Source organism: Paramicrobacterium agarici, from assembly GCF_002563955.1.
Taxonomy (GTDB): Bacteria; Actinomycetota; Actinomycetes; order Actinomycetales; family Microbacteriaceae; genus Paramicrobacterium; species Paramicrobacterium agarici.
Genome location: NZ_PDJE01000001.1, coordinates 1066224 through 1083149 on the forward strand (window position 1 = coordinate 1066224; position 16926 = coordinate 1083149).

General features: G+C 65.7%; 21 protein-coding genes. 7 read left to right on the plus strand and 14 right to left on the minus strand.

The genetic code is table 11. The features are described 5' to 3' along the window. Positions 1 to 2: 2 nt before the first annotated feature. The 5 genes from ATJ78_RS05240 to ATJ78_RS05260 form a co-directional block, all read right to left on the minus strand. Positions 3 to 392 (minus strand): VOC family protein, encoded by a 390-nt coding sequence (locus tag ATJ78_RS05240; protein ID WP_098406637.1) that lies wholly within the window; start codon positions 390 to 392, stop codon positions 3 to 5. Positions 393 to 394: 2 nt separating this feature from the next. Next, entirely contained in the window at positions 395 to 670 is a 276-nt protein-coding gene (locus ATJ78_RS05245) for an ArsR/SmtB family transcription factor (RefSeq protein ID WP_098406638.1), read from the minus strand. 107 nt (positions 671 to 777) lie between these two features. Continuing rightward, a complete protein-coding gene (locus ATJ78_RS05250; RefSeq protein WP_098406639.1) occupies positions 778 to 1575 on the minus strand; it encodes an SDR family oxidoreductase in 798 nt (265 codons plus the stop codon). Next, positions 1572 to 2105, minus strand: a complete 534-nt coding sequence (locus ATJ78_RS05255; protein WP_098406640.1) for a MarR family winged helix-turn-helix transcriptional regulator — start codon at positions 2103 to 2105, stop codon at positions 1572 to 1574. Before ATJ78_RS05255 ends, ATJ78_RS05250 begins: the two co-directional genes overlap by 4 nt. A gap of 72 nt (positions 2106 to 2177) precedes the next feature. Further along, positions 2178 to 3329 carry a low temperature requirement protein A gene (locus ATJ78_RS05260; protein ID WP_245836216.1) on the minus strand — a complete coding sequence of 384 codons (1152 nt, stop codon included), beginning with the start codon at positions 3327 to 3329 and terminating at the stop codon, positions 2178 to 2180. Positions 3330 to 3501: 172 nt separating this feature from the next. Between ATJ78_RS05260 and ATJ78_RS05265 the strand changes: the two genes are divergently transcribed. After that, complete coding sequence (locus ATJ78_RS05265; protein WP_098406641.1) at positions 3502 to 5082, plus strand: HNH endonuclease signature motif containing protein; 1581 nt, start codon at positions 3502 to 3504, stop codon at positions 5080 to 5082. Between the two features lie 44 nt (positions 5083 to 5126). On the opposite strand, the gene ATJ78_RS16225 is transcribed toward ATJ78_RS05265, so the two are convergent. The 3 genes from ATJ78_RS16225 to ATJ78_RS05280 form a co-directional block, all read right to left on the minus strand. Next, positions 5127 to 5462, minus strand: a complete 336-nt coding sequence (locus tag ATJ78_RS16225) for a heavy-metal-associated domain-containing protein (protein WP_098406642.1) — start codon at positions 5460 to 5462, stop codon at positions 5127 to 5129. 20 nt (positions 5463 to 5482) lie between these two features. Next, on the minus strand, positions 5483 to 5764 hold the full coding sequence (locus ATJ78_RS05275; protein ID WP_098409219.1) for a metal-sensitive transcriptional regulator: 282 nt from the start codon (positions 5762 to 5764) through the stop codon (positions 5483 to 5485). 64 nt (positions 5765 to 5828) lie between these two features. Then, a complete protein-coding gene (locus tag ATJ78_RS05280) occupies positions 5829 to 6119 on the minus strand; it encodes a hypothetical protein (protein WP_141898212.1) in 291 nt (96 codons plus the stop codon). Between the two features lie 121 nt (positions 6120 to 6240). Between ATJ78_RS05280 and ATJ78_RS05285 the strand changes: the two genes are divergently transcribed. Then, a complete protein-coding gene (locus ATJ78_RS05285) occupies positions 6241 to 8337 on the plus strand; it encodes a heavy metal translocating P-type ATPase (RefSeq protein WP_098406644.1) in 2097 nt (698 codons plus the stop codon). 24 nt (positions 8338 to 8361) lie between these two features. Here ATJ78_RS05285 and ATJ78_RS05290 read toward each other — a convergent pair whose 3' ends face one another. The 3 genes from ATJ78_RS05290 to ATJ78_RS05300 form a co-directional block, all read right to left on the minus strand. Then, complete coding sequence (locus ATJ78_RS05290; RefSeq protein WP_098406645.1) at positions 8362 to 9210, minus strand: NADP-dependent oxidoreductase; 849 nt, start codon at positions 9208 to 9210, stop codon at positions 8362 to 8364. Continuing rightward, a complete protein-coding gene (locus tag ATJ78_RS05295; protein WP_098406646.1) occupies positions 9210 to 9557 on the minus strand; it encodes a hypothetical protein in 348 nt (115 codons plus the stop codon). Before ATJ78_RS05295 ends, ATJ78_RS05290 begins: the two co-directional genes overlap by 1 nt. A 102-nt stretch (positions 9558 to 9659) precedes the next feature. Continuing rightward, positions 9660 to 9848 carry a hypothetical protein gene (locus ATJ78_RS05300; protein WP_098406647.1) on the minus strand — a complete coding sequence of 63 codons (189 nt, stop codon included), beginning with the start codon at positions 9846 to 9848 and terminating at the stop codon, positions 9660 to 9662. Positions 9849 to 9921: 73 nt separating this feature from the next. On the opposite strand from ATJ78_RS05300, the gene ATJ78_RS05305 reads away from it, so the two are divergent. Together ATJ78_RS05305 and ATJ78_RS05310 are read left to right on the plus strand one after the other, a co-directional pair. Further along, positions 9922 to 11202, plus strand: coding sequence for a M18 family aminopeptidase (locus tag ATJ78_RS05305; RefSeq protein WP_098406648.1), 1281 nt, complete (start codon positions 9922 to 9924; stop codon positions 11200 to 11202). Positions 11203 to 11228: 26 nt separating this feature from the next. Beyond that, positions 11229 to 11519, plus strand: a complete 291-nt coding sequence (locus tag ATJ78_RS05310) for a hypothetical protein (RefSeq protein WP_098406649.1) — start codon at positions 11229 to 11231, stop codon at positions 11517 to 11519. A 58-nt stretch (positions 11520 to 11577) separates the two neighbouring features. Here ATJ78_RS05310 and ATJ78_RS05315 read toward each other — a convergent pair whose 3' ends face one another. From ATJ78_RS05315 to ATJ78_RS05325, 3 genes are all read right to left on the minus strand, one after another. Next, positions 11578 to 13200, minus strand: a complete 1623-nt coding sequence (locus ATJ78_RS05315) for a multicopper oxidase family protein (protein ID WP_245836217.1) — start codon at positions 13198 to 13200, stop codon at positions 11578 to 11580. A gap of 272 nt (positions 13201 to 13472) precedes the next feature. Beyond that, positions 13473 to 13871 (minus strand): transferase, encoded by a 399-nt coding sequence (locus ATJ78_RS05320; RefSeq protein ID WP_098406650.1) that lies wholly within the window; start codon positions 13869 to 13871, stop codon positions 13473 to 13475. A gap of 202 nt (positions 13872 to 14073) precedes the next feature. Then, positions 14074 to 15105 (minus strand): LLM class flavin-dependent oxidoreductase, encoded by a 1032-nt coding sequence (locus ATJ78_RS05325; RefSeq protein ID WP_098406651.1) that lies wholly within the window; start codon positions 15103 to 15105, stop codon positions 14074 to 14076. 153 nt (positions 15106 to 15258) lie between these two features. Here ATJ78_RS05325 and ATJ78_RS05330 point away from each other — a divergent pair, with 153 nt between their 5' ends. The 3 genes from ATJ78_RS05330 (at position 15259) to ATJ78_RS05340 (ending at position 16890) form a co-directional block, all read left to right on the plus strand. Next, positions 15259 to 15693 carry an SRPBCC domain-containing protein gene (locus ATJ78_RS05330; RefSeq protein WP_098406652.1) on the plus strand — a complete coding sequence of 145 codons (435 nt, stop codon included), beginning with the start codon at positions 15259 to 15261 and terminating at the stop codon, positions 15691 to 15693. Next, entirely contained in the window at positions 15690 to 16010 is a 321-nt protein-coding gene (locus ATJ78_RS05335) for an ArsR/SmtB family transcription factor (RefSeq protein ID WP_098406653.1), read from the plus strand. The genes ATJ78_RS05330 and ATJ78_RS05335 overlap by 4 nt, the downstream gene beginning before the upstream one ends. 85 nt (positions 16011 to 16095) lie before the next feature. After that, positions 16096 to 16890 (plus strand): alpha/beta fold hydrolase, encoded by a 795-nt coding sequence (locus ATJ78_RS05340; RefSeq protein ID WP_098406654.1) that lies wholly within the window; start codon positions 16096 to 16098, stop codon positions 16888 to 16890. The last annotated feature ends 36 nt before the right edge of the window (positions 16891 to 16926 follow it).

Here is a 16926-nt window from a genome sequence, read left to right on the forward strand (position 1 = left end):
GACTACTCCACGAACTGAGCGAGCTGCAGCAGGTTTCCGCACGTATCGTCGAGCACGGCAGTAATGACGGGGCCCATCGGTGTCGGCGGCTGCGTGAACGTGACCCCGAGTCCTGTGAGCCGCTCGAACTCCGCGGTGATGTCGTCAACGGCGAGCATGCAGAAGGGGATGCCGTCGTGAACGAGCGCCTCGGTGAACGGACGCACTGCGGGGTGGCCTTTCGGCTCGAGTGAGATCTGCGTGCCGTCCGGCCGTTCAGGGTCGACCACCGTGAGCCAGCGTGCGTCGCCGAGAGGGATGTCATCGGCGACCACGAAGCCGAGCTTCTGGGTGTAGAAGTCGTGGGCGCGCTGCTGGTCATCGACGAAGATCGTCGTTGCCTGGAGTTTCATTGTCATGCCTTTCTGAGAGGCCAGCGCTCCGCAATCTGAGCAAGAGGCGTGGTGTCGATGGAGTGGATCTTGTACCGGCCGCGGCGCTCGGAATGCACGAGACCTGCGTTCTCGAGCACATCAAGGTGCTGCGACACGGCCTGACGCGACAGCGTCAGGTTGTGCCGCATCGCCAGGCGCCCGCAGATCTCGAACAGCGTCTGATTGTCGCGTTCGAGCAGCTCGTCGAGAACGATCCTGCGTGTCTCGTCTGAGAGCGCCTTGTAGACGTCGGCCATGTCTCAAAGATAGGCAAGTGGACGCTTGCATGTCAAGACCGTGAAGAACGGCACCCCAGCGGCGAAGGGAGAGCCGTCGGGGTGCCGTGGTCTATGAGTGACGGAGGTCAGCTTGTCAGGCCGCTCCAGATGTCGTCGCCACGAAGCGAGGCGTCGGCCCCGCCGTCGATGTAGATGGTCTGGCCCGTCACGTGCGAGTTCTCGTCGCTGGTGAGCCATGCAAGCAAGCGCGCGATCACCACCGGCTCCGAGTGCCCGTTCAGCGGCATCGGCACGTTCGCGTCGACCATCTGCCTGCCTTCGGGGGTCGAGAGCAACTCGGCGGTCATCGGGCTCAGCACCGTTCCGGGCGCGACGGCGTTGAGGGGGATCCCCGCGCCCGCCCACTGGTCGCTGATGGCAGCTCGACGCACCCACCGCGACAGAGCGCGCTTGCTTGAGGGGTAATTCAGGTAGCCCGACTGCGGTCCCTTGTCAGCAAGCTCCTGGCCGACGCGCAGTGCGTGGTCTTCGTCGCCCGAGAGGATGGCTTCGACCAGTTCGGGTGAGTTCGGCTGGATGGATGCCATCGAGCTGACGACCGCGGCTCGCGGGGCGTCAGACCTGGCGAGCACGGGCTGCAGGCCGTCGAGCAGCGCAACGACTCCGAAGAAGTTCACGGAAACCGTGAGCGGCTTCGGCGCCGAGATGCCGGCCGCGGCGACGATGCTGTCCAGACTGCCGTCGGCGAGCGCGGTGACCTCGCGGACCGCTGACGCGCGGCCATCGGCAGTGGACAGATCGGCGGTGACGTCGGCGTCTCGCAGATCCACTCCGATCACACGGTGCCCGCGTTCACGCAGTAGGTCGGCCGTTGCCTTGCCGATGCCCGATGCCGATCCGGTGACGACGGTTGTGCGAGTCATGAGTGTTCACTTTCTGTAGGGAGGTTTGATGCTGCGGAGCGGTGCTTCGCAGCATCCGGTAATGGTGACTGGGTCGCATACGCGGTGCTTGCCCGGTCGAACTTGATGAGGAGGCGTTCGAACGTGGCGCGATCGGCATCGGTCCAACCGCGCAGCAGCGAATCAGCGAGTTCATCACCCGCGCGCGCGAGAGAAGCGGCAACGTCGCTGCCCGAGGGTGTCAGATGAACGAGGCTGGCGCGAGCATCGTCGGGATCGGTCTCGCGATGGATGAGACCCGCGCGTTCGAGGCGCGCAATGATCTTCGAGACGTTCGACGCTCCTGTGACGAGTGCCTCTGCGAGGGCGGACGGGCGCTGCGGGCCGTGCATGCCGATGTGCGTGACCGCGACGATGGCGGGGCGGTCGAGGTCGACGCCGCCGTCGCGTGCGACAGCGGAGACGAAATCGCTGCTCGTCCACGTGCTCATGATGCGCGTCAGAGCGTTGACGATGTCGGAGCGATAGTGCCACCCGGATGTCGGTGTCATGGCGCCTCCAGAATTTACTGTCCTGACGACATTATATCTGCAGCGCTGAGAGATGACTGGACGTTCAGCCCGCTACCGTTGGCGGGAACTCTGCACGACCGTCGTGACCGCGAGTGCCGTGATGACGGCCAGAACCGCGATGCTAAGCATGATCGTCGGAACGTGATCGAGCCAGAACAGCGAACCTGCCCCGATGAGCAACAGCAAGGCCATCGCGACGAATCGCGAGGCTGCGAGGCGACCGAAGCGCGAGCGCAGAAAAAGCACGTTGCCCATGAGGTAGACGAAGGGGCCGGCTATCGTGACGACGACGGTGGCTGGTGTGAGGTGCTCGTGTGAGAGGCGGAGTTCGGTGGAAACGGCGACAAGGATCGCGCCAAGCACCATGAACGCGTGGGCGTACGCGTACGCCGAGCGCAGCGCTGCCGTTGAGCCGTCTCCGCCCTGCACGTTGTGCCCGGCCAGGGCGAAGTAGTTCCACCACAGCACGAAGAGTGCAGCGAACCCGAGAAGCAGGCTCGTGACGAGTCCCGGTGATACTGCTTCTGCATCGACGATGGTGCCGCCCATCATCAGGATGGACTCGCCGAGGGCGATTATGAAGACGAGGCGGTTGCGCTCCGCCAAGTGTTCGGGCTCGGTATCCCACAGGTGCATCGGAGCAGAGCCGACGCCCGGAACCCGGAATTGCAGCAGGGGTGCAGCGTAGTCGATCGCGACGGCGATGATCCACAGAGCAAGTCGTGCTGAGGGATCCAGTGCGGCTCCGACGACCCAGAAGACGCCGGCGAAGAGTGTCCAGGCCAGCAGCATCCGATAATTGTGGGCGATCTGCGTTCCTCGGAACGATGCGATGACGAGCAGGGGTCGCATGACGCCCATCAAGAGGTAGCACCCAACAAAGAGGCATGCGGCATTGCCGAACGCGTCGGGGATCGCGATCGCCATGCCGAGTGCCATGAGCATGAGCACGCCGGTCGAGACCTGAACGGTCGTGCGACTTGGGTCGAGCCAGTTCATCGCCCACGCCGTATAGTTCCAGCCCCACCACACGGCGGCGAAGACCACGACCATTTCGAGAGCGCCGAGCCAGGATAGATGGGCCACGAGCAGGTGCGAGAGCTGAATGATCGCGAAGACGTAAACCAGGTCAAAGAACAACTCGATCGGCGCAACATCGAAGCTACGGCGACCGACACGCTGGGATGGTGGAGTATGTGTCACGGCGCCCCCCACACTCGTTCGATCGGAAACATGCTACAGACGCGACGCCGTCTGCGGTGGGAACTCCTGCTTCGTCGTCCACAGGTGATCAACGTGGAAAGTTACCCACACCTGGGGTTTTACGTCGCTCTGGGCGGGTCGGAATGTCGGTGGCCCTTGACAGACTAGGGGCATGGAAAAACCGGTCGAACAGAGCGCCACTGCGGTCGCGGCTACGGCTGCGTCGGCGGCCGGTGCCCTGCTTGACGCGTTGCCGCGATCAGCGACTGCGGCAACCGACGAACAGCTTCTGGGTGCTGTGAATGATCTTGCTGCGCTGGGCCGGGCGCAGCAGGCGGCGATGGCTGTTCTTGCGACAGAGGTCTCCGCCCGTTCGGTGAAGCTCGAGGGCTCGCAGACCCTGGCGACACGGAACGGGCAGAAAGACGCCGCAGGGCTGCTGCAGTCGGTAGCGCGGATTCCGAAGCGCACCGTTCGTCAGATCCTCAGTTACGGCGACGCAATCTGCGGACGTGATTCTCTGACCGGGGCAGCGTTGCCCCCTCGCTGGGAACACATCGCCGAGGCGGCGTTCTCTGGAACGGTCGATGTGGAAGCTGTCACGCCGGTGATCCGCCACCTCGACGACGTGCGTCTGCACGCCGATGCCGACATGCTCGAGGCGGCCGAATCGGGAATGATGCGTATCGCGAGCCAGGGGACACCTGAGTACACGGCATCGCAGATGCGGGTATGGAAGGAAGCGCTCGACCCAGATGGTGCGCGCCCAAGGGAGCAGATGCAGCGCCAGAAGCGGTTCTTCAGCATCGGCAAAGAGAACCGTGACGGAATGACACCGGTCCGCGGACTGCTCACCCCGGACGCGCGAGCGAACCTCGTCGCTGCGATCTCAACGTCGACCAACCCGCGCACACGCGTCAGCTTCGAACCGGCCGATGCCGCGAGCGGCAGCGCCAGTCTCGGTAAAGACTCCGATGCTGTGAGCGACGAGGGCGATCGCTCGCCCGACTGTACCGAGACCGCTGACAGCGCGGTCGAGAGCGTCGACGCCGCAGATGCTGCGGCAGAAGCATCCTTACCTGTTGGGGTGGGCTCGCACGATCTCGACCCGCGCACGCAAGGGCAGAAGCTTCATGATGCTCTTGATGCTGTCGTCACCGCCGGACACAGAGCTGCGGTCACCGGCGCCCGAAGCAGGCGAACAATGACGCAGGTGATCATCACCGCAAGCTTGGACGATGTCCGGATCGGAAATGCGACGGGCTGGGTGAACGGGGGCACCGAGCCGGTCGGCCCGGTCACGACCGAGCGAATCATCTGCGACAGCGGTTCCCGGGCCCTGGTACTCGGCGAGAACGGGGAGGCGCTCTGGCTCGGCACCACCCAGCGCGCGTTCACGCCTCAACAGAAACTCGCGATCGCGGCCCGCGATGAAACGTGCGCATGGCCTGAGTGTGACATACCCGCCGACTGGTGCGAAGTGCATCACGCGGTTCCCTGGAGCATGGGCGGGAAGACCAACATCGATAACGGACTGTTGCTGTGCAGTGCTCATCACCATATGCTGCATGCTCAGAACTGGCACATCTACATGCGCGACGGCATTCCGTACCTGACGCCGCCGCCCTTCATGACGCGGTCGAATCAGCCGATCCGCCTCGGGCGCAATAGGGCGCGCGCTGTGAGGAGAACTCGTCGGCGCGCAAGACATCGAGCGACGGCAGATGGCAAGGACCCACCCGATACGTCATGATCACAGCAGCGAGCAGGTGTCACAGCTCAGCGCGAGAGGTGACGCTATGCGAGTGTGTATCCGGCGTCTTCGATCGCTGCACGCACGGATGCTGTCGCGAGCGGTTCCTCGCTCGTGACCGTCACCCGCGACTCTTCGCCCGGCTTCAGATCGACCGACACACCGGTAACGGTTCCCAGGGCGGACAGCTCCTCTGTCACGGCCGAGGCGCAATGGCCGCAGGTCATGCCCGTAACGCCGATCGTTGTCGTCACCGAGCCATCGACCGAGTCGACGGCTCGCGAGCCCGAGTCGTGACCGCCGCACATGCAGGCGCCGCCTCCGCAGCATCCGCCACCTGTCGCGTTCTTGTCGGTGAGCCCAAGGTCGGTGAAGGCCATATCGTTCCTTTGCGTATCGGTCAGCGCACGAGGCGGGCGATAGCCGCAGACGCTTCTTTGAGTTTTTCGTCGGCAACCGGGCCGCCCTCTTGCGTCGCCTGGGCGACGCAATGGTTGAGGTGGTCGTCGAGCAGTTGAAGAGCGACGGTCTCGAGGGCCTTTGTCGCTGCGGAGACCTGCGTGAGCACGTCGATGCAGTAGGTGTCGTTCTCAACCATCTTGTGGATGCCGCGAACCTGCCCCTCGGCGCGCTTCAGGCGCTTGAGCAGAGCTTCTTTGTCGTCGACGTAGCCGTGTTGCATGATGCCTCCCACACGCAGTATACCCCCTCCCCGTATGGTCGAGCGTCACGCCCCGTCATGCTGTTCAGCGCGCTCTGCTCGACGAATCAGAGCCCGGGTCGCCGCCTCCCGACGGATTGTCGTCCATTGCGTGGCGGTCGGGCCTGGTGCGGGATGCTGAACCGGGATCGCCATGCGATATCGGGTTCTCGCCCTGCTCGAAATGCGCCTCGCGGTCCGAGGAGTCCGTGCCGGGGTCACCGCTTGGCGATGGGTGTTCGGCGCGACCTGCGGCATCCGGCCTGGACCATGAATGTGCGCCGGGATCGCCGTGGTGGTCGGGGGATTCGTCTGGTGTGGCGTCGTTGTCGTTCATCGTGATCACTCCCTCACCGCTCGGTTTACGCGCTTTCGACCGGGAAAGCAAGGGGGAAGACAGGTCGACCGCGCTTGTGTTCTTATACCCCCTAGGGGTATAGTGCGAAGCGGGAGGAAACATGGCACATACGCGAGAAGCACACGCTGACCATTCACCGCATGGTGACCAGGGGCCTGTCAGCGGTGACTCAGCTCACGGCGACCACGAGCACGCTCAACACGGTGATCAGGGTGCGCACGATGGCCACTCCGGCCACGACCATTCGTCGCACGTCGCTCAATTCCGGCGGCTCTTCTGGATCATGCTCGTGCTCGCGGCGCCGACCGCATTCTTCAGCACCATGTTCGCCGAGATCCTCGGCTACCAGCGCCCCGATTTCCCCGGCGCGGACTGGGTCTCGCCCGTTCTCGGAACCATCATCTTCGTCTGGGGCGGGCGCCCGTTCTTGACGAGCGGCTGGGGTGAACTGAGGTCGCGGCAGCCGGGCATGATGCTGCTGATCGCCATGGCCATCACCGTCGGATTCGTTGCGTCACTCGGTGCAAGCCTCGGAATCTTCGACCACCAGCTCGATTTCTGGTGGGAACTCGCGCTCTTGATCGTGATCATGCTGCTTGGCCATTGGATCGAGATGCGGTCGCTTGCGCAGACGACGTCGGCGCTCGACTCGCTCGCGGCCATGATGCCGGACGAGGCCGAGCGTGTCGTCGGCGATACGGTCGAGACCGTCGCCCCCGGGCAGCTCGACGTCGGCGATCTCGTGATCGTTCGCCCGGGTGGCCGCATTCCAGCCGACGGTGAGATCGAGCACGGGGCCGCGGCCGTCGACGAGTCCATGATCACGGGAGAGTCGACACCGGTCGCGCGTGACGTGGGCGAGCGCGTTGTGGCGGGCGCTGTCGCGACGGATTCGGCGCTTCGCGTGCGCGTCACTGCGACGGGCGAAGACACGGCGCTCGCCGGCATCCGCACCCTTGTCGCTGAGGCGCAGAACTCAAGCTCTCGCGCGCAGCGCCTCGCTGACAAGTCTGCCGCGCTGCTGTTCTGGTTTGCCCTCGGCTCCGCCGTCATCACCGCGCTGGTCTGGACGCTCATCGGTAGGCCCGATGATGCCGTGATTCGCACCGTCACCGTGTTGGTGATCGCGTGCCCCCACGCGCTTGGGCTGGCCATTCCGCTCGTCGTGTCGATCGCCACAGAGCGCGCTGCGAACGCCGGTGTGCTCGTGCGCGACAGGTTGGCTCTCGAGACTATGCGGCAAGTCGACGCCGTGGTCTTCGACAAGACGGGAACGCTCACGCGCGGCGAGCCGGTCGTGACCGGAGTTGCGTCTTCAGGCTCGGACGATGAGAACGACGTTCTCGCCATTGCCGCCGCGGCCGAGCATGACAGCGAGCACCCGCTCGCGCGCGCGATCGTGCGCGCGGCGGAGGAACGCGGACTCGAGCTCCCCGAGGCGAGCGACTTCACATCAGAGCCCGCTGTCGGAGTGACCGCGAGCATCGGCGGCCGCGTGATTCGCGTCGGAGGACCGGCGCTGCTGCGATCCGTCGGCGGCGAGAGTCTTGCCGACACGGAACCGTGGGAAGACGATGGCGCCACCGTTCTGCACGTCGTGCGCGACGGCGAGGTCATTGGTGCGATCGGACTGGCTGACGAGGTGCGCGACGAGTCGCGTCGCGCTATCGACGAGCTTCATCGCCGCGGCATCCGTGTGGTCATGATGACCGGTGATGCGCAAGCGGTGGCGGATGCCGTCGCGCAGCGACTCGACATCGACGAGGTGCACGCGGGGGTTCGACCCGAGCACAAGGCCTCGCACATTGCGGAGCTTCAGAAAGCGGGCCGTCGCGTCGCCATGGTCGGGGACGGCGTGAACGATGCTCCCGCACTCGCGAAGGCCGACGTCGGGATCGCGATCGGAGCTGGAACCGACGTCGCGATCGGCTCCGCGGGAGTCATTCTCGCGAGCGACGACCCGCGCGCAGTCCTGTCCGTCGTCGACCTCTCGAACGCGACCTATCGCAAGATGACGCAGAACCTCTGGTGGGCTGCCGGCTACAACCTCATCGCCGTTCCGCTCGCGGCAGGAGTGCTCGCACCCGTCGGCTTCGTGCTCCCCGTCGCCGTTGGGGCGCTGCTCATGTCGGCGTCAACGGTGGTCGTCGCGCTCAACGCCCAGCTGCTGCGGCGGCTCGACCTCAGCCCGCGCTGAGCGCCGAAGCGCCGTTAGCATTCGCTACGTCGCCGCTTCCGGATGCTCGGCGCGCGTCGGTTCTTCGGTCGTGAGCACGAGCTTGCCCACCACGTGCCCCTCAAGCAGGCGTTCGTACGCTTCGCGCACCCGGTCGAGAAGGTAGCGTCCCGCGATGGGCACGTCGACCTCTCCATTCGCGATGAACGACGCCACCGTGCGCACGTCGTCGACCGAACCGTCGGCGTAACCGTAAGTGCTGAACCCGTGCTCGACCGCGAACGCACCGTCAACGAGCGTGTTCACGCGGTGCGCTGGCACACCGAGATCGCTCAGCACCCCGTGGTGCTCATCGCTCGCGGTTCCCACGACGACAGCACCGATGCGCTGCGCGAGCTGGGCGGTCAGCAGACCGACGCCGCCCGCGGCAGCGCTCACGAGCACCGTGTCCTCGCTCTGAATGTTCATCGCTTGAACCGTCGCCATCGCCGTTTTCGCCGCAATGTCGAGGCAGGCAGCCTGCTCCATGCCGAGACCGTCGGGCACGGGCAGAACTTCGGATGCTGGTGCGACGAGGTAATCGGACTGCGCAGCCATACGGCACCCGCCGAAGACCAGGTCACCGACGCCGAACTCGTCGACGTCGCGCCCCACCTCGACGACGCGCCCCGAGAAGTCGTTGCCATTGCCCGCGGGCAGCGTCACGCCGTATGCGTCGGCGACCTGCGGGTCGGCGGCGATCGCCGCATCGATCGGGTTAAGCCCCGCCGCGATGACGCGCACCTGAACCTCGTCTGCGCCCGTATCGGGCAGTTCCTGGGACACGACATCGAAGACCTCGGGTCCTCCGTGTCGGTCGAACTGAACTCGGCGCGGTGGAGTCACGTTCGTCATCAGGCCGGGCCTCCGTCCGTCTGCTGTTCTTCGCTCGGCTCGCGATCGTCGGTCTCAGCGACCGGCGGGTAGTCGGCGCCGTCGGAGCGGCTGTCCACAGCATCCGTCCCGAGAATGACGTCGTCGTCAGAGTGCTCCGTCAACTCCGGGTTCTCGGCAACCGGCTCGACCTCGCCGTCTTCGTTCACGACGAACTCGGGGTCCCGAGGGTCCTGCGTCTCCGCGACCGTCTCGGGGTCTGGCTCAACACCGCCCTCGACGGGTTCACCCGCGAGCGCATCATTCGTGACCGTCTCCTTCTCGGTCAGGCGCGGGTCTTCAGGTGCAGGGGGATTCGTGTCGGTCATCGTCGCCTCCCGTTCGTCAACGTGTGGGCCACGTTAGCCACGCCGAGGCGAGCGGCAAAAGGGGGTTGCGCGCGCGGTGCTCGAGTGAGACAGGCTGCGCGCTCAGCGCTTGCGGCCTCGGCGGCTCCCGCGATCGGGCACGATCTGCGCGACCATGTAGAAGCCCAGCAGCACAACGCCCGCGATCTGAAAGACCAGGGCGACGGTGGCGAGATCTCTGTTCGTGAGCACGATGACGATGCCGATGATGAGAAGGATCGCACCGATCAGAGGAACGAGATAGGGACGCACGCGTACAGCTTAGGCGTGAGCCTTGCGCCACTGCTGAGCGGATGCCGTGGCAGGCCCGTGATTGGATGGAGGAATGGATGCTGTGACCGACCACATTGCCGATTTCGCTCGCTTCATCACGGCGTCGCCGTCGTCGTACCACGCCGCTGCTGAGGTGGCTCGGCGTCTCGACGAGGCGGGTTTCGAACGGCTCGACGAGGCGGCCGCGTGGAATAGCACCCCGGGAGGGCGCTATATCGTGCGCGACGGAGCCGTAATCGCATGGCTGCAGCCCGAGGCATCGACGCCGACGACGCCGTTCCGCGTGCTCGGCGCACACACCGACTCGCCCGGATTCAAACTCAAGCCGTCGCCGACGACCGGACGCCTGGGCTGGCTGCAGGCCGGCGTCGAGATCTACGGCGGACCGCTGCTCAACTCGTGGCTGGATCGCGAGCTCGAGCTTGCCGGCCGCCTCGCACTGCGTGACGGAACCGAGGTGCTCGTGCGCACGGGCCCGTTCCTGCGCATTCCGCAGCTGGCTATTCACCTCGACCGCAGCGTGAACGACGAACTCAAGCTCGACCGGCAGCGTCACGTGCAGCCGGTGTGGGGCGTCGGGGATGCTCGGGAGGCTGACCTGCTGGGTGAGCTTGCGGCCATGGCGGGAGTCGATCGCGACGATGTCGCCGGGTACGATCTGCTCACCGCCGACACGCAGGAGCCGCGCCGATTCGGGCGTGACGATGCTTTTTTCGCTGCCGGCCGCATGGATAACCTTTCGTCGGTGTACGCGGGGCTCGTGGCGCTGCTGAAGGCGCACAGCGCTGGCGCCAACGCCGAGCACATTTCGGTGCTCGCCGCGTTCGACCACGAAGAGCTCGGCTCGCAGTCGCGCTCGGGTGCGAGCGGCCCGATTCTCGACGACGTGCTGACGCGCATCGGCGAGAGCCTCGGATCAACGCGGTCGCAGCAGAAGCAGGCCTATGCAGCATCCTGGTGTCTTTCGGCAGACGCGGGGCACGCCGTTCACCCGAACTACGCCGAGCGGCACGACGTGGCGAATCAGCCGTTTGCGGGCGATGGCGTGCTGCTCAAGATCAACGCGAATCAGCGGTATGCGACGGATGCTGCTGGTGCAGCGCTTGTCGCACGGCTCGCAGCTTCGAGCGGCGCCGACTATCAGACGTTCGTGTCGAACAACACGGTTCCCTGCGGATCGACGATCGGGCCGCTGACCGCCACGCGCCTCGGCATGCGGACGGTCGACGTCGGAGTGCCGCTGCTGTCGATGCACTCGGCGCGCGAGATGGTGCACGTCGACGACGCCGTGGCGCTGGCGGAACTTGCGGGAGCGTTCTTCGCAGGCGCATAGTCACATCTGCCCGGTAGCATCGCGCCATGGCCTCGTATCGCGTCACGCTGTCACCAGGGGCGATGCGTGCGGGCGTCGCTCCCGAGCGGGTGATTCCAACAGTGGCGGATGCTATCGCAGAACTCACAACCGTCGAGGCCAGCGATCTGCAGCTCGTGCGCGGAACGCCACGCATCGTCGTGCGCTTCGAGTCTGACGACGACGAGCTGGCCGAGCAGGTCGCCGCTCATGCAGCATCCGTCGCTTCGAGTGTTGTCGAGGTTGCCGGCTGGTTTCTCACCCGGCGCGACGGCGGCCGGTGGAAGCGCGTGGCCTGAGCCGCCGCGCGCCGCATCGGGCGTGAGGCCCGCCGGTGCGCGCTGCCGTGCGTGCCGCTCAATGCTGGTGATCGCCCTTGTCAGCGTCGTCGCCCGGCGTCTCGTCGACGCGCCACTGAGACGGAACGTCTGCTCCCGGTTCCACGACCAGAAACTGCCCCATCATGCCCGCGTCCTCGTGCCGCAGCAGATGGCAGTGGTACATGTACGGGTTCTCGTCGTCGGCATAGTCGGCGAACTCCATGATGATGCGGTATTCGACGTCGGGCTCGAGGTAGATGGTGTCCTTCCACCCGGCAAGCTCGGGCGGCGGAGGCGAACCGCTCACGCTCAGCACCTGAAACTGCACGTCGTGCACGTGAAAGTTGTGCGGCGCAGGCATCTCGTTGACGACGTTCCAGATCTCCGTCGTGCCCACTGTCGCGACGGCGTCGATGCGGTCCATGACCATTTGCTTGTCGTTGATGCTATGCCCGCTGAGCGTGAACGATCGCTCGCCCACAGCATCCGCCGGGTCGATCGGGTCGATCGTCGTGAGCGTCTCGGGAACCTCGCCGACATGATCCAGTGAGGATGCTGCACGCAGCTGCAGCACGTCGAAGCGGTCCGCGTGCCCCGCCGCCCCCGTGATCGGCTGGAAGTTCTCACCCAGATCCGGTGGGTTGCTGCGCAGCGTCACCGTCTCGCCGGGCTGCAGCCTCACGAGAATCTCCGCGCGCTCGGCCGGAGAGAGCCGCACGTGGTCGAGCGTTACGGGCTTCTCGAGCAGACCGCCGTCGCTCGCGATCATGGCGAACTCGCGGTCGTCGTCGAAGGCGAAGTCGTACACGCGGGCGGGCGACGCGTTGAGAATTCGCAGCCGCACGACGTCCGTCGTGACGTCGAGGTAAGGGCCGATGGTGCCGTTGACGAGCAGCGTATCGCCGAGGGTTCCGACGAAGTCGTTCGTCTTCTCGAACTCGCCGTCGTCAGAGAACCGGGCGTCCTGCACGATGACCGGAATATCGTCGACACCGTATTCGCGCGGCAGCGGCAGCGCCGTCTCGACGGCGTCGCTGATCTGCAGCATCCCCGCCATTCCGTGCGACACCTGACGCTCGGTGTCTTCGTGAGCGTGCGGGTGGTACCAGAGCGTCGCCGCCGGCTGATCGATCGTCCAGTCGGGGCACCAGTCTGCGCCGGGTTCGATGGGCTGGTGCGGACCCCCATCTGCGGCGGCGGGCAGGTGCATGCCATGCCAGTGCAGCGTCGTCACCTCGTCGAGGTTGTTCGTGAGGCACGGGGCGAAATGCTCGCCGCGATTCACCCGGATTGTCGGGCCGAGGTAGCTTCCGTTGTATCCCATGGTCGGAGTTTCGGTGTCGCTGCGAAATTCGGTGGTGCCCTGTTCGGCGGTGAGATCGACGTGCACGGTTCCGTCAGCGTCGACGGTGCGCTCGGCCAGCGGCGGAATCGCGAGGGGCGTGTCGAAGTCGACGTTGCCGACGGTGTCGACGGCGGGTGAACTCGGGGCACACGCGGTGATACCGACCGTGATGCCGAGGCCACACACAGCGATGGCGGATGCTGTCGCGAGAACGGCGCGCGGTCGTCGCAGCCGTGGCGCGCGGCGTTCGCGGCCCATCTGCTGCTCGGTCGTGGGGCGGCCTTCGTGCTGCGGATCGCGGGAGTGTTGAAGCATACGTCCAGCCTCGCGAGCGCGTCGCCTCGCAGCATCCGGACCTCACCCCAAACCCGCTCGGGGCTGACCCTGACGCAACCCCGAGGCGAGCTGTGGCATCGGGCCGTCCTGTCCTCATTGCCCCAAAGTGAGTTGCAGAAAGTGGCGGCCATCAGAGTGGCGAATTGCCGCCACTTTCTGCAACTCACTGCTCACCGCCCCGCGACACGAAAGCGGCGAATGGCGACTCCGTTGGGGGAGCGCCATTCGCCGCTGACGAATGCGTTGTGCCGTTAGGCGGGAATGTCTCCCGGTCCGGCGATGTCCGCAAATGCGTCGACCTGGCTGTCGCCCGGAATGTGGGCGCCGTTGCCGATGCGGGCGTTCGCGCCGATGCGCGAGTGACCGCCGACACGGGCGCCGTGCCCGATGTGCGAGTTCTGGCCGACGTGCACGTTTGCGCCGACAACCGCGGCAGCTCCGATCGTGGCGTCGCGGTCGATCCACGCGGTCGCGCCGATCCATGCTCCGCGGCCGACGACGGCGCCGGGCTCAACGTATGCGGTTCGTTCAATGTGGGCGGTCGGGTCGACCGTTGCTCCCGAAGCAACCAGGCCGCGGCCAAGGGGGTGGCGACGGTAGCGGGTGATTGTTCCGGTGTCGGTCTCGACGACCTCAGCGGGTGTGCTCAATCAAACTCCTTGGGAATGTGGCTCATCCGAGATAACAATGCATGCGCATGAAAGATTCCTGCGAAAGACATCGGCGGCGTCTGATCGCTGGGCGATCTCGGGGCAGGACGCGGCACGTCTTCAATTCAGCAATATCTCCCGCAAAACACTAACAAATGCCGGGTGAAAGGCCAAAATGAATGGATGCTGTCACAGCAGCCGGTCAGCTCGCGAGAATGTCCTTCACCATCGGGACGACCTTGGTGCCGTAGAGCTCGATCGACTCGGCGAGCTGCCCGTGCGGCATCGGGCCGTTCGAGTACTTGAGATCGAAGCGGTCGAGCCCGAGCGTCTGGACCGTCGCGGCGATGCGGCGCGCGACGGTTTCGGGCGACCCGACGTACAGCGATCCGCTCTCGGCTTCGCCCTCGAAATCTGCGCGCGTCGTGGGCGGCCAGCCGCGCTCGGCGCCGATGCGGTCGCGGTTCGCGGTGAAGTGGGGGAACAGCTGCTCACGCGCGAGTTCGTCGGTTGCGGCAATGTGGCCGGGGGAGTGGGCGCCGAGCGGCATCCTGTCGACGTGCAGTTCGTCGGAAGCGCGGTGGTAGAGGTCGACGTAGGGCACGAAGCGCGCCGGGTCGCCGCCGATGATGGCGAGCATCATGGGAATGCCGTATCTGACCGAGCGGATCACCGATTCGGGGCTGCCGCCCACGCCGATCCACGCGGGAATGCGCCCCGCGGCGGTCTTCGGATACACGTTCGCTCCGTGCAGCGGCGCACGGTGTGTGCCCTGCCAGTGCACCGGCTTCTCGTCGAGCAGCTTCGCAAAGAGGTCGAGCTTCTCGTTGAAGAGCGTCTCGTATTGATCGAGGTCGTAGCCGAACAGCGGGAACGACTCGGTGAAGCTTCCCCGACCGAGCGTGATCTCTGCGCGGCCGCTGCTCACAGCATCCAGAGTTGCGAATCTCTCGTACACGCGCACGGGGTCGTCGCTCGAGAGCACCGTGACGGCGGTGCCGAGGCGAATGCGGCTCGTCTGCCCCGCGATCGCGGCAAGCACCATGTCGGGCGAGCTGATCGCGTAGTCGTCACGGTGGTGCTCGCCGAGGCCGATCGCGTCGATGCCGACCTGATCTGCCAGCACGGCCTCCGCGACGACGTCGCGAATCACCTGATGGCCGGGCGTGCGCTCGCCGGCGTCGGTGACGGTGACGTCGCCGAACGTGTCGATTCCGAATTGGGGGTCGCTCATGGTGTCCTCGCGCTCGTTATCTATGCGTTTGCATAGAGCACCAACGGGAGCGGCGTAGGGAATATTCCAGGCAATGTGAGGATGCTGCAACAAAACAGTTGCACGTCACGACAGACATGTGCAATCATTTTGTTGCAGATCGAGGAGGCGGAAATGGAAGAACTCGACAGTATCGAACGGAACGTGCACATTGCGGCAGCGCCGGAACGAGTATGGGAGCTCATCTCCGAACCTGGCTGGTATATCAATGACGGGGAGCTTCGTGAGCACCGGATCGAGCGCCGCGGTGACATCACGATCGTTCACGACGATGCCCATGGCGCTTTCGCATTTCTGACGGTCGCGCTCGATGAGCCGCGGTACGCCGCGTTCCGGTGGCTGCAAGATGCGAACGATGAGCGGTCACCATCGACGCTCGTCGAGTTTCGCATCGCCGAACAGGCAGACGGCGTGAAACTGACGGTGACCGAGAGCGGGTTCGCGGCGCTGCCCGGCACAGCAGAGGAGCGCCGCCGAGAGTTTGACGCGAATGCTGAGGGCTGGGAGCAGGAAGTTGCGCTGGCGAAGTCGTTTGCGGAGCGAGCGTGAGCGGCACGGTCGACGTCGAGATCTTCGCAGCACTCGGAGACGCGACGCGCTGGAGAATTCTGCAGAAAGTCGGGCGCGAGCCGTCGTCGGCGTCCGCGCTCGCCGAGCAGCTGCCGGTAACGCGCCAGGCGATTGTGCGGCACCTCGACGTACTCGAGCGAGCTGGACTCGTCGAGTCGCGACGACATGGGCGCGAACGCCGCTACGTCGCTCTCGGTGCTCGCCTCAATGCGGCCGCTCGTCTGCTCGCTGACCTGGGTGCCGGCTGGGACACGCGCCTGGCGTCGATCAGATCAGCCGCGGAGAACGAGGCCTGAACATGCGACGGGCCTGTAGCGCGCCCGTGCATCAAGGTGGCAGGCTTGTGGCGAGAACAGTGCCTCGATCACGAAGGAGTGACTGATGACGGAGTTCGTGACGTCTGCCGATGGCACGCCCATCGCGTACGACAGCTACGGTTCAGGTCCGGCGGTGATTCTGATCGCCGGGGCCATGCAGGCGCGCGCCTCAGACGCCACGACAGCGCAGATGGCTGAGATGCTTGCCGAACGAGGGTTCACGGTTATCAACTACGACAGGCGCGGGCGCGGTGAGAGCGGGCCTGTGAAGCCGGAGGATGCTGGACACGAGCTGCAGCACGAGATCGACGACATCGCCGCACTCATCGACGCCGCCGGCTCGGAGGCCGCGCTGTTCGGCAACTCCTCAGGCGGCTCGATCTCGCTGTGGGCGGCGAATGCCGGGCTGCCGATCAGTCGCCTCGCGCTCTGGGAGGTTCCGTTCACCGTCGAGGACTCCGGTGAGGCAGAAGAGAACGTCATCGAGCTGCGAAACCGCATCGCCGCTGGCCGCAACGAGGCCGCCGTCGAGTACTTCATGCGGGACATGCCGCCTGCGTGGCTCGAGGGTGCCAAATCGAGCGGCGCGTGGCCGGGCATGGTGGCTCTCGCTCCGTCGCTCGTTGCCGACGCGGCATCCATCGCGATTCATGACACACCGCGGGGGCAGCGTTGGCCGAACGTCACGCAGCCGACGCTTGCCATGGTCGGCACCGAGACGCTGCCGATCTTTCCGCCCGCCGCCGAGATGATCGTGAGCGAGCTTCCCAACGCGCGGCTGCGCACGGTCGCTGCGACGTACCACCAGTGGGATGCCACGGTGATGGCGGGCGCGCTCGCCGAGGAGTTTGGTCAGTAGCGTGCACGCCCGAAGCGCCACGGCGGCGTTGAGCTG

What these genes read in the sequence shown, in the direction of transcription:
- ATJ78_RS05280 (WP_141898212.1), bottom strand. Translation starts at nt 6,119, where the DNA reads ATGAACGACAACGACGCCACACCAGACGAATCCCCCGACCACCACGGC.
- ATJ78_RS05330 (WP_098406652.1), top strand. Translation starts at nt 15,259, where the DNA reads ATGGAAGAACTCGACAGTATCGAACGGAACGTGCACATTGCGGCAGCG.
- ATJ78_RS05265 (WP_098406641.1), top strand. Translation starts at nt 3,502, where the DNA reads ATGGAAAAACCGGTCGAACAGAGCGCCACTGCGGTCGCGGCTACGGCT.
- ATJ78_RS05340 (WP_098406654.1), top strand. Translation starts at nt 16,096, where the DNA reads ATGACGGAGTTCGTGACGTCTGCCGATGGCACGCCCATCGCGTACGAC.
- ATJ78_RS05305 (WP_098406648.1), top strand. Translation starts at nt 9,922, where the DNA reads ATGGATGCTGTGACCGACCACATTGCCGATTTCGCTCGCTTCATCACG.
- ATJ78_RS05295 (WP_098406646.1), bottom strand. Translation starts at nt 9,557, where the DNA reads ATGACCGACACGAATCCCCCTGCACCTGAAGACCCGCGCCTGACCGAG.
- ATJ78_RS05310 (WP_098406649.1), top strand. Translation starts at nt 11,229, where the DNA reads ATGGCCTCGTATCGCGTCACGCTGTCACCAGGGGCGATGCGTGCGGGC.
- ATJ78_RS05275 (WP_098409219.1), bottom strand. Translation starts at nt 5,764, where the DNA reads ATGCAACACGGCTACGTCGACGACAAAGAAGCTCTGCTCAAGCGCCTG.
- ATJ78_RS05290 (WP_098406645.1), bottom strand. Translation starts at nt 9,210, where the DNA reads ATGACGAACGTGACTCCACCGCGCCGAGTTCAGTTCGACCGACACGGA.
- ATJ78_RS05325 (WP_098406651.1), bottom strand. Translation starts at nt 15,105, where the DNA reads ATGAGCGACCCCCAATTCGGAATCGACACGTTCGGCGACGTCACCGTC.
- ATJ78_RS05245 (WP_098406638.1), bottom strand. Translation starts at nt 670, where the DNA reads ATGGCCGACGTCTACAAGGCGCTCTCAGACGAGACACGCAGGATCGTT.
- ATJ78_RS05240 (WP_098406637.1), bottom strand. Translation starts at nt 392, where the DNA reads ATGAAACTCCAGGCAACGACGATCTTCGTCGATGACCAGCAGCGCGCC.
- ATJ78_RS05315 (WP_245836217.1), bottom strand. Translation starts at nt 13,200, where the DNA reads ATGCTTCAACACTCCCGCGATCCGCAGCACGAAGGCCGCCCCACGACC.
- ATJ78_RS05285 (WP_098406644.1), top strand. Translation starts at nt 6,241, where the DNA reads ATGGCACATACGCGAGAAGCACACGCTGACCATTCACCGCATGGTGAC.
- ATJ78_RS05255 (WP_098406640.1), bottom strand. Translation starts at nt 2,105, where the DNA reads ATGACACCGACATCCGGGTGGCACTATCGCTCCGACATCGTCAACGCT.
- ATJ78_RS05250 (WP_098406639.1), bottom strand. Translation starts at nt 1,575, where the DNA reads ATGACTCGCACAACCGTCGTCACCGGATCGGCATCGGGCATCGGCAAG.
- ATJ78_RS16225 (WP_098406642.1), bottom strand. Translation starts at nt 5,462, where the DNA reads ATGGCCTTCACCGACCTTGGGCTCACCGACAAGAACGCGACAGGTGGC.